General features: G+C 66.9%; 14 protein-coding genes. 7 read left to right on the top strand and 7 right to left on the bottom strand.

The features are described 5' to 3' along the window. The first annotated feature begins 75 nt into the window (after positions 1-75). The gene (gene rnr / locus CG50_RS01305) at positions 76-2,337 is read left to right on the top strand and encodes a ribonuclease R (RefSeq protein ID WP_036634189.1); all 2,262 of its coding nucleotides are present in this window, start codon (positions 76-78) and stop codon (positions 2,335-2,337) included. A 246-nt stretch (positions 2,338-2,583) separates the two neighbouring features. Here rnr and CG50_RS01300 read toward each other — a convergent pair whose 3' ends face one another. Beyond that, positions 2,584-4,182 (bottom strand): phosphoenolpyruvate carboxykinase, encoded by a 1,599-nt coding sequence (locus CG50_RS01300; RefSeq protein ID WP_036634187.1) that lies wholly within the window; start codon positions 4,180-4,182, stop codon positions 2,584-2,586. A gap of 346 nt (positions 4,183-4,528) precedes the next feature. Between CG50_RS01300 and CG50_RS01295 the strand changes: the two genes are divergently transcribed. Genes CG50_RS01295 through CG50_RS01270 form a run of 6 tightly spaced genes read left to right on the top strand, consistent with a single transcriptional unit; the run spans position 4,529 to position 8,939 of the window. Further along, positions 4,529-5,230 carry a response regulator transcription factor gene (locus CG50_RS01295; protein WP_036634185.1) on the top strand — a complete coding sequence of 234 codons (702 nt, stop codon included), beginning with the start codon at positions 4,529-4,531 and terminating at the stop codon, positions 5,228-5,230. A 1-nt stretch (position 5,231) separates the two neighbouring features. Next, on the top strand, positions 5,232-6,836 hold the full coding sequence (locus CG50_RS01290) for a sensor histidine kinase (RefSeq protein WP_051909327.1): 1,605 nt from the start codon (positions 5,232-5,234) through the stop codon (positions 6,834-6,836). Continuing rightward, positions 6,833-7,261, top strand: a complete 429-nt coding sequence (locus tag CG50_RS01285) for an HPr kinase/phosphorylase (protein WP_036634183.1) — start codon at positions 6,833-6,835, stop codon at positions 7,259-7,261. The genes CG50_RS01290 and CG50_RS01285 overlap by 4 nt, the downstream gene beginning before the upstream one ends. Before the next feature lie 22 nt (positions 7,262-7,283). Further along, positions 7,284-8,249, top strand: a complete 966-nt coding sequence (gene rapZ, locus CG50_RS01280) for an RNase adapter RapZ (RefSeq protein WP_081880225.1) — start codon at positions 7,284-7,286, stop codon at positions 8,247-8,249. Next, the gene (locus CG50_RS01275; RefSeq protein ID WP_036634181.1) at positions 8,246-8,650 is read left to right on the top strand and encodes a PTS sugar transporter subunit IIA; all 405 of its coding nucleotides are present in this window, start codon (positions 8,246-8,248) and stop codon (positions 8,648-8,650) included. Before rapZ ends, CG50_RS01275 begins: the two co-directional genes overlap by 4 nt. 10 nt (positions 8,651-8,660) lie before the next feature. Beyond that, complete coding sequence (locus CG50_RS01270; protein ID WP_051909351.1) at positions 8,661-8,939, top strand: HPr family phosphocarrier protein; 279 nt, start codon at positions 8,661-8,663, stop codon at positions 8,937-8,939. 22 nt (positions 8,940-8,961) lie between these two features. Here the strand turns inward: CG50_RS01270 and CG50_RS01265 are convergent, their stop codons facing one another. The 6 genes from CG50_RS01265 to CG50_RS01240 form a co-directional block, all read right to left on the bottom strand. Continuing rightward, on the bottom strand, positions 8,962-9,486 hold the full coding sequence (locus CG50_RS01265; protein ID WP_036634178.1) for an FUSC family protein: 525 nt from the start codon (positions 9,484-9,486) through the stop codon (positions 8,962-8,964). Positions 9,487-9,604: 118 nt separating this feature from the next. Beyond that, positions 9,605-10,480: a 3-hydroxybutyryl-CoA dehydrogenase gene (locus tag CG50_RS01260; RefSeq protein ID WP_036634176.1), complete on the bottom strand. Its 876-nt coding sequence runs from the start codon at positions 10,478-10,480 to the stop codon at positions 9,605-9,607. 190 nt (positions 10,481-10,670) lie between these two features. Next, positions 10,671-11,597: an electron transfer flavoprotein subunit alpha/FixB family protein gene (locus tag CG50_RS01255; RefSeq protein ID WP_036634174.1), complete on the bottom strand. Its 927-nt coding sequence runs from the start codon at positions 11,595-11,597 to the stop codon at positions 10,671-10,673. Further along, complete coding sequence (locus tag CG50_RS01250; RefSeq protein ID WP_036634172.1) at positions 11,597-12,355, bottom strand: electron transfer flavoprotein subunit beta/FixA family protein; 759 nt, start codon at positions 12,353-12,355, stop codon at positions 11,597-11,599. The genes CG50_RS01255 and CG50_RS01250 overlap by 1 nt, the downstream gene beginning before the upstream one ends. Positions 12,356-12,506: 151 nt before the next feature. Continuing rightward, positions 12,507-13,082, bottom strand: a complete 576-nt coding sequence (locus CG50_RS01245) for a cob(I)yrinic acid a,c-diamide adenosyltransferase (protein ID WP_036634170.1) — start codon at positions 13,080-13,082, stop codon at positions 12,507-12,509. Between the two features lie 33 nt (positions 13,083-13,115). Next, positions 13,116-13,949 carry an SDR family NAD(P)-dependent oxidoreductase gene (locus tag CG50_RS01240; RefSeq protein ID WP_036634167.1) on the bottom strand — a complete coding sequence of 278 codons (834 nt, stop codon included), beginning with the start codon at positions 13,947-13,949 and terminating at the stop codon, positions 13,116-13,118. Between the last annotated feature and the right edge of the window lie 173 nt (positions 13,950-14,122).

The raw sequence follows: 14,122 nt of genomic DNA, 5'->3' as shown, positions 1-14,122 counted from the left end.
AATCGAAAGGACGAGGGCGGCGCTTGGTGCAAACGGGGTGCGTGACGCGGCTGCGGGCGCGTGCTAGTCAGGGCCATGAACCAGATCCCGACCAAGGAACAGATCCTCGCCTGGCTTGCCGACAATCCCGGCGAGGGGGCCAAACGTGACATCGCGCGTGCCTTCGGCATCAAGGGCGCCGCCAAGATCGAGCTGAAACGGCTGCTGAGCGAGATGGCCGAGGAGGGCAGTATCGCCCGGCGCCGGCGCAGTTGGCGCGAGCCGTCGAAGCTGCCTCCGGTGGCGGTGCTGCAGATCCTCAAGCCCGATGCGCAGGGCGATCTGTGGGCCAAGGCCCTGGAATGGCAGGGCGAGGGCGACGGGCCCGCGATCCTGTATGTCGCGAAGCCTGGCGATCCCGCGCTGGCCGAGGGCACGCGCATCCTGGGGCGGATGACCGAGGTCGAGGGCGAGGGCTACGAATACGAGGCGCGGCTGATCCGGGTGATCGGGCAGGCTGCGGCGAAGGTCGTCGGCATCTTCCGCAAGGGCGCCGAAGGCGGGCGCATCGTTCCGGTCGACAAGGGCGAGCAGAAGGAATGGCAGGTTCCGGCCGGCCAGACCATGGATGCGCGCGACGGCGAGCTGGTCGAGGCCGAGCAGAGCGGTCCGCGCGGCCGGATGGGCCTGCCGCGGGCGCGGGTGACCGAGCGGCTCGGCGATCCGAGCGCGCCGCGCGCGGTGTCGCTGATCGCGATCCATCAGCACGGCATCCCCGACGATTTTCCGCAATCGGTGATGGACGAGGCCGATGCCGAGGTGCCGGCGCTGCTTGACCGGCGCGAGGATCTGACCGGGCTGCCCTTCGTCACCATCGACCCGGCCGATGCGCGCGATCACGACGATGCCTGTCTGGTGATCCCGGACAGCGATCCGAAGAACCCGGGCGGGCATCTGTTGTGGGTGGCGATCGCCGATGTCGCGCATTACGTGCGGCCGGGCTCGGCGCTCGACCGCGAGGCGCGCGAGCGCGGCAATTCGACCTATTTCCCCGACCGCGTGGTGCCTATGCTGCCGGACCGTCTGTCGGGCGATCTGTGCTCGCTGCACGAGGGGGTGGAGCGCGCGGTTCTCGCGGTGCTGATGAAGGTCGATGCCGAAGGGCGCAAGATCGGTCACCGGTTCACCCGCGGCATGATCCGCTCTGTCGCCTCGCTCGAATATGTGCAGGTGCAGGAGGCGCATGAGGGGCGTGCCGACGCGCAGACGGAGCCCTTGCGCGAGACGGTGATCGAACCGCTTTACGCCTGCTATGCCTCGCTCAAACATGCGCGGGCGATGCGTCAGCCGCTGGAACTCGATCTGCCGGAACGACAGATCGTGATCGGCGAGGATGGCAAGGTCGCCTCGGTTCGGTTCAAGGAGCGGCTCGATGCGCACCGGCTGATCGAGGAATTCATGGTGCTGGCGAATGTCGCCGCCGCCGAGGAGCTGGAACGGCTGCGCCGGCCGCTGCTGTATCGTGTCCACGAGGAACCCGCGCCCGACAAGATCGACGCTTTGCGTGAGGTGGCACAGGCCTCGGGCTTCACGCTGGCGCGGGGGCAGGTGCTGAAGACCGGGCAGCTGAACCGGCTGCTGGAACAGGCGGCGGGTTCCGAGTTCGACGATCTGCTGAACATGTCGACGCTGCGGGCGATGACGCAGGCCTATTATGCGCCGCAGAACCTCGGTCATTTCGGGCTGGCGCTGCGGTCCTACGCGCATTTCACCTCGCCGATCCGGCGTTATTCGGACCTGATCGTGCACCGGGCGCTGATCTCGGGGCATGACTGGGGCCGCGACGGGCTGAGCAAGGACGATGTCGAGCATCTGGAAGACACGGCGAAGCATATCTCGGAGACCGAGCGGCGCAGCATGGCGGCCGAGCGTGACACCACCGACCGCTACCTTGCCGCCTATCTGTCCGAGCGGGTGGGGGCCGAGTTCACCGGCCGGATCTCGGGGGTGCAGAAGTTCGGCGTCTTCGTGCGGCTCGACGAGACCGGGGCGGACGGGCTGATCCCGGTGCGCTCCATCGGGCGCGAGTTCTTCCATTACGAGCCGGATCTGCAGCAGCTCGTCGGCTCGGAAACCGGGCTGACCATCGGCGTCGGTCAGCGGGTGACCGTGCGGCTGTCCGAGGCGGTTCCGGTGACTGGCGGGCTCGAACTCGAGCTGATCGAGGTCGAGGGCGCGACGCTGCCCGGCCCGAAGAAGGGCGCGCGCAAGGGCTTCAAGCCGGGGCGGCGCATGGCTTCGGTCAAGGCGCGCGAGCGCGGCATCGCCCGCAAAGTCAAGCGCAACCGCAAGTCCTGATCCTGAAACTGCGGAGGGGGCTTTGCCCCCGCTGCGGCAGGGCCGCAGCCCCCCAGGATATTTTCAGCGAATCGAAAGCCGCAAATCCCCTGCTTTCGATTCGCCCCAAATATCCCGGGGTGAGCGGCGCAGCCGCGAGGGGCAGAGCCCCTTTCTTGCCTCCCTCTGGTCCGGGTTTTCCGGGCTCAGGGCATGAAAAAAGGCCGGGCTTGAGCCCGGCCTTTCACGTTTTCCGAAGCGGAGGGCTCAGCCGATGGCGGCGGCCTTCACGTCTTCGTCCACATGGGGCAGATACTGGGCGAAATTGTCGGAGAACATCTTCACCAGCTTGTCGGCCTGCGCGTCGAACGCGGCCTTGTCGGCCCAGGTATCGCGCGGGTTCAGGAGCGTGGTCTCGACCCCCGGCACCGCGACCGGAACATCGAAGCCGAACTTCGCGTCCTTGCGGAACTCCACCTTGTTCAGCGACCCGTCGAGGGCTGCGGTCAGCAGGGCGCGGGTCGCCTTGATCGGCATCCGCTTGCCGGTGCCGAAGGCGCCGCCGGTCCAGCCGGTGTTCACCAGCCAGCACGCCGCGCCATGTGCCCGGATCTTCTCCTGCAGCAGCTTGCCGTAGACCTCGGGGCGACGCGGCATGAAGGGCGCGCCGAAGCAGGTCGAGAACGTCGGCAGCGGTTCAAGAACACCGCGTTCGGTGCCCGGCGTCTTCGAGGTGAAGCCCGACAGGAAGTGATACATCGCCTGCGCCGGCGTCAGCCGCGCGATCGGCGGCAGCACGCCGAAGGCGTCGCAGGTCAGCATGATGACATTCTTCGGATGCCCGCCGAGGCCGCTGTCCGAGGCGTTGGAGATATACTCCATCGGATAGGCGCAGCGCATGTTCTCGGTGTATTTCGCATCGTCGAAATCGAGTTCGAAGGTCTCCGGATCGAACACCATGTTCTCGATCACCGTCGAGAACATCGAGGTGGTCTTGTAGATCTCGGGCTCCGCCTCGGCCGAGAGGTGGATGGTCTTGGCGTAGCAGCCGCCCTCGAAGTTGAAGGTGCCCTTTTCCGACCAGCCGTGTTCGTCGTCGCCGATCAGGATGCGCGAGGGATCCGCCGAGAGCGTGGTCTTGCCGGTGCCCGACAGGCCGAAGAAGATCGCGGTGTCGCCGGTGTCGCCCGGTGCGTGGTTGGCCGAGCAGTGCATCGCCATCACGCCCTTGCCGGGAAGAATGTAGTTCAGCAGCGTGAACACCGATTTCTTGTTCTCGCCCGAATATTCGGTGTTGGCGATCAGGATCACCTTCTTCTCGAAGTTCAGCGCGATCACCGTGTCGGTGCGGCAGCCGTGACGCTCGGGGTCGGCCTTGAACGACGGGCAGTTGATGATGGTGAATTCCGGCGCGAAGGTCTCCAGCTCCTCACGGGAGGGACGGCGCAGCAGATGGCGGATGAACAGGCCGTGCCAGGCGAGCTCGGTGACCATGCGCACGTCGAGGCGATGGTCCGGATCGGCGCCGGCATAGAGGTCCTGCACGAAATAGTCGCGGCCCTTCATGTGCTCGATCATGTCGTCATAGAGACGATCGAAGGCCTCGGGCTCCATCGGGCGGTTGTTTTCCCACCACACGGTGTCGACGACGCCCGGGGTGCGCACGATGTGCTTGTCCTTGGGCGAGCGGCCGGTGAACACGCCGGTGGTGCAGTAGAAGGCGCCGCCCTTGCCGAGCGTGCCCTCGCCGCGCTTGACGGCTTCGGAGACGAGCGCGGGTTCCAGGAGGTTATAATAGACAGTGCCGAGGCCGGTGATGCCTTGTTCGTCCAGGCGTTTCGCCGGGTTCACGCGTCCGATGTTCATCCGTAACTCCCCTGCCGCGAGCGGCGTCGTTCGGGTTCCTCCCGGCATCCCGCACGACAAGGGATACCGACCGGGACGCGCAAAGCCGCACCCGATGGCGCCCCTATAGCATGAGGTTTCCGCCTTGGAACAGGAAAGGTTGCCCCCCGTTAGCGCAACCGCGCCGGTTAGCGTTACCGTTTGCGGCGGACAAATGCGCCTGCCTAAGCGATTTCCGGCCATTCGGGGTGACAAAACGTCGCTTTTCGTTGTGCCGCCGGTGTCGGGTGATTCGCAGATTGCGGTTGATTCCCCCCGGTCGAGCGGGGAAACTGCGCGAAATCAAGAAGCAGGCAGGAAGCAAGATATGTCGAGGATCGCCCTGGTTGACGATGACCGTAACATCCTGGCCTCGGTGGCGATGACGCTCGACGCGGAAGGCTATGCCGTCGAGACCTATACCGACGGCCAGGCGGCGTTCGAGGCCTTCGGCAAGAAGTTGCCCGATCTCGCAGTTCTCGACATCAAGATGCCGCGCATGGACGGGATGGAGCTGCTCAGCCGGCTGCGTCAGCGCACCATGATGCCGATCATCCTGCTGACCTCGAAGGATGACGAGATCGACGAGGTGCTCGGGCTTCGGATGGGGGCGGACGACTACGTGAAGAAGCCGTTCAGTCAGCGCCTTTTGCTGGAGCGGATCCGCTCCTTGCTGCGCCGTCAGGAGGCGAGGGCCTCGGACGAGGTGCCGGCGGCGGGCGAGGGCGCGCTTCTGGTGCGCGGCAATCTGACGATGGATCCGCTGCGCCACTCGGTCAGCTGGAAGGGGCGCGACGTGACCCTGACGGTGACGGAATTCCTGTTGCTGCAGGCGCTTGCTCAGCGGCCCGGCTTCGTCAAGTCGCGCGATCAGCTGATGGACGTGGCTTATGACGATCAGGTCTATGTCGACGACCGCACCATCGACAGCCACATCAAGCGCCTGCGCAAGAAGATGCGTGCCGTCGACGAGGAATTCTCGGCGATCGAGACGCTCTACGGCATCGGCTATCGCTATATCGAGGAATAGGATGAACCGGCCGTTCCGCCGTGGCCGGGACTGGCTGCGCCGCGCGCTCGTGGTCGAGGGCGAAAGCGGGCGGCGGGTTCTGCTACGCCGCTCGCCGCTCGCGCGCAAGATCATCCTGTTCAATCTGGTCGCGATGGTGGTGATGGCGGCGGGGGTGCTGCTGTTCAACCCGTTTCGTGACAGTCTGGTCTATCAGCGCGAGACCGCCATCGTGCGTGAACTCGATCTGATCGCCCAGCTGATCGGGGCCCGCCCCGCTGCTCTGACCGAAGGCGGTCAGGCTTTCGACGGGTTGCGGCTGCCCGACGGGGCGACGGTTTATCTGTTCTCGGCCGGGGGCGGTCTGATCGGATCGGCGACGACGGCCGAATCGGCGGGCCCCGACGTGCCGCTGCAGACGCGTTCGACGCTGATCACCGATCTGCTCGGCCAGCTTTGGGAAGCGGTTTCGCGGCTCGGTCCGCAGATGCCGGTGTCGCGGCTCGATCCGGGCGGGATGGCGCAGGCGCTGGCGCGACAGACCGGATCCGGGCCGGTGCGCATGGCCTCGGTGCGCGATGCCGCAGGGGCGACGATCTTCGTGGTCGCCCAGGGGGTGGCGCAGGATGGCCGGCCGATCGGCACACTCGCGATGACCACCGCCGCAGGCGAGATCGACCGCCTCGTCCGGGTCGAGCGCGAACAGATCCTGCAGGTGTTCCTGATCGCGGTGGTGGTTTCGGTCGGGCTGAGCCTGGTCCTCGCCTCGACCATCGCCAACCCGATCGCCGATCTCGCCCGTGCCGCCGAGGCCGGTCAGGACCGCGATGCCGGACACATGGTGCCGGCGCGGGTGCGCATTCCCGATCTGACCGGCCGTCCCGACGAGATAGGCCGGCTGTCGGGGGCGATGCGCGGCATGGTCGATGCCCTCTATCAGCGCATCGACGCCAACGAGCAGTTCGCCGCCGACGTCGCCCATGAGATCAAGAACCCGCTCGCCTCGCTGCGCTCTGCCGTGGCCTCGCTGCAGGTTGTGAAGCGCAACGATCAGCGCCAGAAGCTGCTCGAGATCATCGACGCCGACGTGGGCCGTCTGGACCGGCTGGTCAGCGACATCTCGAACGCCTCGCGCCTCGACAGCGAGCTGGTGCGCGAAGAGCAGGAGCGTTTCGATATGGTGCCGATGCTGCGCAACCTCGGCGAATATCTGGGCGAGAAGGCGGCCGGTGCCGGCGTGGGCTTCGAGATGGACCTGCCCGCAGCACCGGTGACGATCACCGGGCTCGAAAGCCGGCTGGCACAGGTCTTCGTCAACCTCATCACCAATGCGGTCAGCTTCAGCGGGCCGGGCGACCGGGTGCGTCTGGCGCTGAATCGCACGCCCGGCCGGATCGTCGTCACCGTCGAGGACACCGGCCCCGGCATTCCCGAGGAGGCGTTGACCCGCGTGTTCGAGCGGTTCTATTCGCAGCGGCCGGCGCGGCAGTTCGGCGGGCATTCGGGTCTGGGCCTCGCGATCTCGCGTCAGATCGTCGAGGCGCATGGCGGCACGATCCGGGCGAGCAACATCGGCCCCGAGGGTCCGCATCGCGGCGCGCGCTTCGCGGTGGAACTGCCGGCATGAGCGAACCCGACGCCTGGGTCCATGCCGGGGCGGTGGCGCTCGATGCGGATCGGGGCGTGCTGATCCTCGGTCCTTCCGGGGCGGGGAAGTCGGCACTTGCGTTGCGGCTGATGGCCTTCGGGGCCGTTCTGGTCTCGGACGACCGGGTGCGGCTGAGCGCCGAGGCCGGCGCGCTGATCGCCCGCGCCCCCGGCACGATCCGCGGCCGGATCGAGGCGCGCGGTCTCGGCATCCTCGGGGCCGGGACGCTGGCACAGGCGCGGATCGTGCTGGCGGTCGATCTTTCCCTGCCCGAGGCCGAGCGTCTGCCGCCGCACCGTGTGTGCCACCTTTGCGGGCTGGCGGTTCCCCTTGTGCACGGGGCGGGTTGCGACCATCTTGATGTCGCCGTGCTGCAATGGCTGAAGGGCGGGCGGCTGGCCTGAGCCGTGAACGGGCCGGAAGGGAATGAGCGTGGGCGAAGCGAGCGAGAGAGTCAGCGAGGCGGAAACCGACACCGCGACCGATTGCGCGTCCGCGCCGCGGCGGGTGGTGCTGGTCACCGGGCCTTCCGGAGCGGGGCGTTCGACGGTGATCGCGACACTCGAGGATCTGGGCTACGAGGCGATCAACAACCTGCCGCCGTCTCTGGTGCCGCGGCTGACCGAGGGGCCGGCCGGGCGCCCGCTGGCGGTGGGTATCCATGTCCGGGGGCGTGATTTTTCCGTCGCCGCGATGATCGCGATGATCGAGACGCTGCGCGCCGATCCGGGGCTGATCGTCGAGGTGCTCTACGTCGAGGCCGCCCCCGACGTGCTGATGCGCCGCTATTCCGAGACCCGCCGGCGTCACCCGATGGCGCCCGACAAGGCGCCGATGGACGGTATCTTGCTGGAATTCGAGATGCTTTCGCCGGTGCGGCTGATTGCGGATCTGCTGCTCGATACCTCGGCGATGAGCCCGCACGATCTGCGCGCCGAGGTCACCCGGCTGTTCGATCCGGGTCATGTCGCGCCGCTTGCCGTGACGATCTACAGCTTCAGCTACAAGCGCGGCGTGCCCAGGATGCTCGACATGATGTTCGATTGCCGGTTTCTGGCCAATCCGCACTGGGTGCCGGAGCTGCGCGCGCTGACCGGGCTCGATCCTCGGGTGGCGGCCTATGTCATGGCCGATCCGAACCACGCGCCGTTTTTCGAAAAGCTGCGCGATCTGATCCTGTTCCTGTTGCCCGCCCATGTCGCCGAGGGAAAGACGCATCTCGCCATCGGATTCGGGTGCACCGGAGGGCAACACCGTTCCGTCACGCTGGCCGAGGAAATGAGCAAAGCCCTTGCAGAAGCCGGCTGGCATGTGTCTAAACATCACAGGGAACTGGAGAGGCTGTCCGTAGCGCAGCCGGTAACATCAGGTGGTGGAGTGATCGGCGCGTGATCGGAATCGTGATCGTGGCTCATGGCGGTCTTGCGCGCGAATATCTCGCGGCGGTCGAGCATGTGGTGGGACCGCAGACGGGGATCCGGGCCATCACCATCGAGGACAACCATGACCGTGCCGCCAAGCAGGTCGAGATCCGCGATGCCGTCGAGGCGGTGGATACCGGCGAGGGCGTGGTGGTGGTGACCGATATGTTCGGCGGATCGCCGTCGAATCTCAGCCTGCTCGCCTGTTCCAGCTGCGAGCGCGAGATCGTCTATGGCGCCAACCTGCCGCTTCTGATCAAGCTGGCGAAATCGCGCGCCCTGCCGATTCAGGCAGCGGTCGCCGCATCGCTCGATGCGGGGCGGAAATACATCGACTGCTATTCCACTGCCGCGCCGATGAGTGGCAAATAAGCGGGGCCGGATCAGCGTGAGTGTCACCAGAGAATTGCGGATCGTCAACGAGAAGGGGTTGCACGCGCGCGCCTCGGCCCGGTTCGTCGAGGTGGTCGAGGGTTTCGATGCCACCGCCGAGGTCGAGAAGGACGGCATGACCGTCTCGGGCGATTCGATCATGGGGTTGCTGATGCTGGCGGCCTCGCGCGGGACCGCGATCCGCGTGACCACCGAGGGCACCGAGGCCGATACGCTCGCCGATGCGCTGGCCGCACTGGTCGCAGGCCGTTTCGGCGAGGACATCTGAGGCCCCGTCTCCCGATCGTTCCCTATTCCGGGTGATCTATCGGCTGTTTCACGGCGCTGCCCGCGGGCGGCGCGATCTTGCGAAACAGCGCGTCGATCAGGAAATGCACGATGGCGCCCGTGGTGCCGCCGACCAGCACCTCGACCCCGCGCCACAGGCCGTCGGTGAACGGGGCGGGGGTCACGGCGTTCGACAGGTAGACGATGGGCACCGTCCACATCGCGACCTTCAGTTGCGGCCAGCGCCGCGCGAGCCAGGCGGTCAGCGCGACGCCTGCCGACATCTGCACCACCGTGCCCAGATGGATCGCCTGGATCGCCACGCCCGTCAGCACGGCGATGGCCACCCCGGCCAGCGTTCCCGCCAGCCGCTGCACCGCAGCCGAGCGGGTATCGCTCAGCTTCTCTTGCGACACGATGATCGCCGAGACCGAGGCCCAGGACGGATAATCGAGCCCCATCGCCGCCGCGATCAGATAGGACAGCGCCGCGGCGGCGGTGACGCGCAGCACGAACAGAATGTCCCTCAGACGGTCTTGCGCTGGCATGTCTGGCCCCCGGCGGTCGCGTTTCCCCCGCTCTAGCACGGCCGCGGTTCAATACGAATGAAAACGGCCCCCGCCTTTTAGGGGCAGGGGCCGTTCGGATGGCGATATCAGGCGCGGATTACCGCGTCGGAACCGGGGTCTCGCCCGAGTAGTCGTAGAAACCGCGGCCGGTCTTGCGGCCGAGCCAGCCGGCCTCGACGTATTTCGCCAGAAGCGGGCAGGGCCGGTATTTCGAGTCGTTGAACCCGTCGTAAAGCACATTCATGATCGCGAAGCAGGTGTCGAGACCGATGAAATCCGCAAGCTCCAGCGGCCCCATCGGATGGTTCGCGCCGAGCTTCATCGCCATGTCGATCGAGGTGACATCGCCCACGCCCTCATACAGCGTGTAGATCGCCTCGTTGATCATCGGCACCAGGATGCGGTTGACGATGAAGGCCGGGAAGTCATGCGCCGAGGCCGCCGTCTTGCCGAGCTTGCCGACCACCTCGAGCATGGTGGTGTAGGTCTCGTCGTCGGTGGCGATGCCGCGGATCAGCTCGACGAGCTTCATCACCGGCACGGGGTTCATGAAGTGAACGCCCATGAACTTCGCCGGGCGGTCGGTGCGCGCGGCAAGCCGGGTGATCGAGATCGACGAGGTGTTGCTTGCGAGGATCGTCGTCGGCTTCAGATGCGGCACCAGCGTCTCGAAGATCTGCGACTTGACCGCCTCGCGCTCGGTCGCGGCCTCGATCACCAGATCGGTCTGGCCGAGATCGGTCAGCACCAGCGTGGTCTTGATATGGCCAAGCGTGGCGGCCTTGTCGGCCTCGGTGATCTTGCCCTTCGACAGCATCCGGTCGAGGTTCTTGCCGATGGTGGCAAGCGCCTTGTCGAGGCTGTCCTGATTGATGTCGTTCAGAACGACGTCGTAGCCCGCCTGAGCGAAGACATGGGCAATGCCGTTGCCCATCTGTCCTGCGCCGACGATACCCACGGTCTGGATGGTCATGTCGCTTCCTTTCGGATTGGTCGGGCGTCACTATGAGGCGCGCCCCGGGGGCGCGCAAGGCGCGGGCAGGGGGGCTGCCGCGACGTCACTTGCCGGGCCTTCCGATACGGCCTTCACAGGCGGGCGCCAGATGGCAAAAGGCCCCGCCGGAGCGGGGCCTTTCGGCAGGGTTTCAGGATCCGGAGCCGGATCAGAGCTTCGAGGTCAGCTCCGGCACGGCGTCGAACAGGTCGGCGACCAGGCCGAAATCGGCGACCTGGAAGATCGGCGCCTCTTCGTCCTTGTTGATCGCGACGATGACCTTCGAGTCCTTCATGCCGGCGAGGTGCTGGATCGCGCCCGAGATGCCGACCGCGACATAGAGGTTCGGCGCCACGACCTTGCCGGTCTGGCCGACCTGACGGTCGTTCGGCGCATAACCCGAGTCGACCGCGGCGCGCGAGGCGCCGACGGCAGCGCCGAGCTTGTCGGCGAGGCCCTCGATCAGCGCGAAGTTCTCTTCCGAGCCGACGCCGCGGCCGCCCGAGACGACGATCTTCGCCGAGGTCAGCTCCGGCCGGTCGGACTTGACCACCTCGTCGGCGACCCAGACCGAGGCGCCCTTGTCGCCGGTCGCGGCGATCGCCTCGACCGGGGCGGCACCGCCCGCGGCGGTCGCGCCGAAGGCGGCGGTGCGCACGGTCAGAACCTTCACCTTGTCCGACGACTTCACCGTCTGGATGGCGTTGCCGGCGTAGATCGGGCGCTCGAACGTGTCGGCATCGACGACGCCGGTGACATCCGACAGCACCATGACGTCAAGAAGCGCGGCGATGCGCGGCAGCGCGTTCTTCGCCGAGGCGGTCGAAGGCGCCACGACATGGCTGAACCCGCCCGCGAGCGAGACCACCAGATCCGCCAGCGGCTCGGCCAGCCCGTGGGCATAGGCCGCATCGTCCGCCTTCAGCACCTTCTCGACGCCGTCGAGGGTGGCCGCCGCGGCCGCGGCCGCATCCACGCCCTGACCCGCGACCAGAACCGTCACCGGCCCGATGGCCTTCGCGGCGGTCAGCGCCTTGGCGGTGGCATCCGTGGCCAGCTCCGCCCCGTTCAGCTCTGCAATCAGAAGAACCGCCATCAGATCGCCCCCACGTCCTTGAGTTTCGCGATGAGTTCGTCGACCGAACCGACCTTGATGCCCGCGCTGCGGCCCTTCGGCTCGGCGGTCTTCACGACGGTCAGGCGCGGCGTGACGTCGACGCCGTAATCGGCGGCGGTCTTTTCCTCGAGCGGCTTCTTCTTCGCCTTCATGATGTTCGGCAGCGAAGCGTAGCGCGGTTCGTTCAGACGCAGGTCGGCGGTGACGATGGCCGGCAGCTTGACCTCGATCACCTGATGGCCGCCGTCGACCTCGCGGGTGACCTTGGCCTTCTCGCCTTCGATCTCGACCTTCGAGGCGAAGGTCGCCTGCGGCCAGCCGAGCAGCGCCGCAAGCATCTGGCCGGTGGCGTTCATGTCGTTGTCGATCGCCTGCTTGCCCGACAGGATCAGACCGGGCTGTTCCGCCTCGGCGACCTTTGCGAGGATCTTGGCGACGGCCAGAGGCTCGATGTCGGTATGCACGTCATCGGCGGCCACGACGAGGATCGCGCGGTCCGCACCCATGGCGAGGGCGGTGCGCAGGGTTTCCTGCGCCTGCTTCACGCCGATCGAGACCACCACGACCTCGGTCGCGACGCCCTTTTCCTTCAGCCGGATCGCCTCTTCGACGGCGATCTCGTCGAACGGGTTCATCGACATCTTCACGTTGGCAAGATCGACCCCCGTGCCGTCCGCCTTGACGCGAACCTTCACGTTGTAGTCGATCACGCGCTTCACAGGTACCAGGACCTTCATCGGCGGTGTCTCCCTTTCTTGATTTCTGCCCGGGCCCCAGCGGGTCCGGACGGCTTTCGGCAAAACTGTTACTCGACCGAAACCCTCGGCGACAGCCCAAAAACGGCATCTGCCGCGCAGGCAACGCCACGTTCATTGAGCAACGGAGGGTTCAGCCCCGGGTCAGACCCGGCACCCACAGCACATCGGCCCGGCCCGCGTCATTGGCGATACGCGCCGCGACGAAGCACCAGTCGGACAGCCGGTTCAGATAGCGGATCGCATCGGGGTTTGCGTCGCCCCCGGAGGCGAGCGTCACCGCCTCGCGCTCGGCGCGCCGCGCCACGGTGCGGGCAAGATGCAGATGCGCGGCAAGCGCCGATCCGGCCGGCAGGATGAAGCTGTGCAGCGGCTCAAGCCGCGCGATCATCGCGTCGATCTCGGCCTCCAGCCGGTCGATCTGCACCGGCACGATGCGCAGCACGGGGTATCCCGCCTCGCCGTCGCGCGCCCTCTCCGGCCGCGCGAGATCGGCGCCGAGGTCGAACAGATCGTTCTGGATGCGGGTGATCGCCGCCGCCATCTCGCCTTCGGCATGAAGCCGCGCGAGACCGAGCGTCGCGTTCAGCTCATCGACCGTGCCATAGGCGGCGACGCGCGCCGAATCCTTGGGAACCCGCGTGCCGTCGCCAAGCGCGGTTTCCCCCGTGTCGCCGGTGCGGGTGTAGATCTTGTTCAGAACGACCATGCGTGCCTCCTCATTCGCGCGGGCGAGACTGCCTCAGGAGCGGGAGAGAAACCAGTCCCTCACCGACATCGGCGCCACGCGGCGCAGCAGCTCGGCCAGACGTGTCGCGTGGGTGATATGGTAGTGCGCCCGCGGCTTCGGATCGGTCAGCGCGCGCAGCAGCGCCGCCGTCACCGCCGACGGGGGCAGCTCGAAGCGGTCGGGCTTGCCACCCGGCTGATACAGCCGTTTCAGCAAGGACCCCTCATATTGCTCCCGCCGCGCCGAGGTCTTCCAGTCCACCCATTTCTCGAAATGCGGGATCGAGTTCTTCCTGAACGCCGTCGGGATCGGGCCGGGGTTGAGGATCGAGACGTGAATGTCCGTGTCGCGCATCTCCAGCCGCAGCGCCTCGGTCAGCCCCTCGAGGGCGAACTTGGTCGCCACGTAGCTGCCGCGCCAGGGCGTGCCGACGATCCCCAGAACCGAGGAACACTGCACGATCCGCCCGTATCCGCCCTGCGCGCGCATGACCCGGATGGCGCGGATCGTCAGATCGTGCAGACCGAACAGATTGGTCTCGAAATTCTCGCGCAGCGCGCCGGGCGGCAGATCCTCGACCGCGCCGGGCGTGGCGAAGGCTGCGTTGTTGTAAATCGCATCGAGCGTGCCGCCGGTGATTTCCATCGCCCGCTCCCACCCGGCCGCGATCGAGGCCGGATCGCCCACGTCGAGTACGAAGGACGTCAGCCCCTCATCCCGCAGCCGGGCGCAATCCTCTTCCCTGCGGCAGGTCGCCAGCACCACCCAGCCCTTGCGGGTCAGCCCCCGCGCCGCATCGAGCCCGATACCCGAGGAACAGCCAGTGATCAGGATCGTTTTCGTCATCCGAGGTGCCTTTCCCGCGCAAGCCCGCCGCCGGGGCCACCCCCAGCGATAGGAGGCAGGGCCGCGCCACGCAAGCGCAACCTCACTCTTTCGATTCGCCTGAAATATCCCGGGGGTGAGGGCCGCAGGCCCGAGGGGGCAGAGCCCCCTCTCTTAACCTTCTGTGGGGCAGA

Origin of the sequence: Paenirhodobacter enshiensis (genome assembly GCF_000740785.1) — a bacterium.
In the GTDB taxonomy this organism is placed as follows: Bacteria; Pseudomonadota; Alphaproteobacteria; order Rhodobacterales; family Rhodobacteraceae; genus Rhodobacter; species Rhodobacter enshiensis.
The sequence above is the reverse complement of the archived record's forward strand: the minus strand, read 5'-3'. Positions and strand labels throughout refer to the sequence as shown.

Coding starts and splice junctions, on each gene's coding strand:
- rnr (WP_036634189.1), top strand. CDS start 76: ATGAACCAGATCCCGACCAAGGAACAGATCCTCGCCTGGCTTGCCGAC.
- CG50_RS01300 (WP_036634187.1), bottom strand. CDS start 4,182: ATGAACATCGGACGCGTGAACCCGGCGAAACGCCTGGACGAACAAGGC.
- CG50_RS01295 (WP_036634185.1), top strand. CDS start 4,529: ATGTCGAGGATCGCCCTGGTTGACGATGACCGTAACATCCTGGCCTCG.
- CG50_RS01290 (WP_051909327.1), top strand. CDS start 5,232: ATGAACCGGCCGTTCCGCCGTGGCCGGGACTGGCTGCGCCGCGCGCTC.
- CG50_RS01285 (WP_036634183.1), top strand. CDS start 6,833: ATGAGCGAACCCGACGCCTGGGTCCATGCCGGGGCGGTGGCGCTCGAT.
- rapZ (WP_081880225.1), top strand. CDS start 7,284: ATGAGCGTGGGCGAAGCGAGCGAGAGAGTCAGCGAGGCGGAAACCGAC.
- CG50_RS01265 (WP_036634178.1), bottom strand. CDS start 9,486: ATGCCAGCGCAAGACCGTCTGAGGGACATTCTGTTCGTGCTGCGCGTC.
- CG50_RS01260 (WP_036634176.1), bottom strand. CDS start 10,480: ATGACCATCCAGACCGTGGGTATCGTCGGCGCAGGACAGATGGGCAAC.
- CG50_RS01255 (WP_036634174.1), bottom strand. CDS start 11,597: ATGGCGGTTCTTCTGATTGCAGAGCTGAACGGGGCGGAGCTGGCCACG.
- CG50_RS01250 (WP_036634172.1), bottom strand. CDS start 12,355: ATGAAGGTCCTGGTACCTGTGAAGCGCGTGATCGACTACAACGTGAAG.
- CG50_RS01245 (WP_036634170.1), bottom strand. CDS start 13,082: ATGGTCGTTCTGAACAAGATCTACACCCGCACCGGCGACACGGGGGAA.
- CG50_RS01240 (WP_036634167.1), bottom strand. CDS start 13,949: ATGACGAAAACGATCCTGATCACTGGCTGTTCCTCGGGTATCGGGCTC.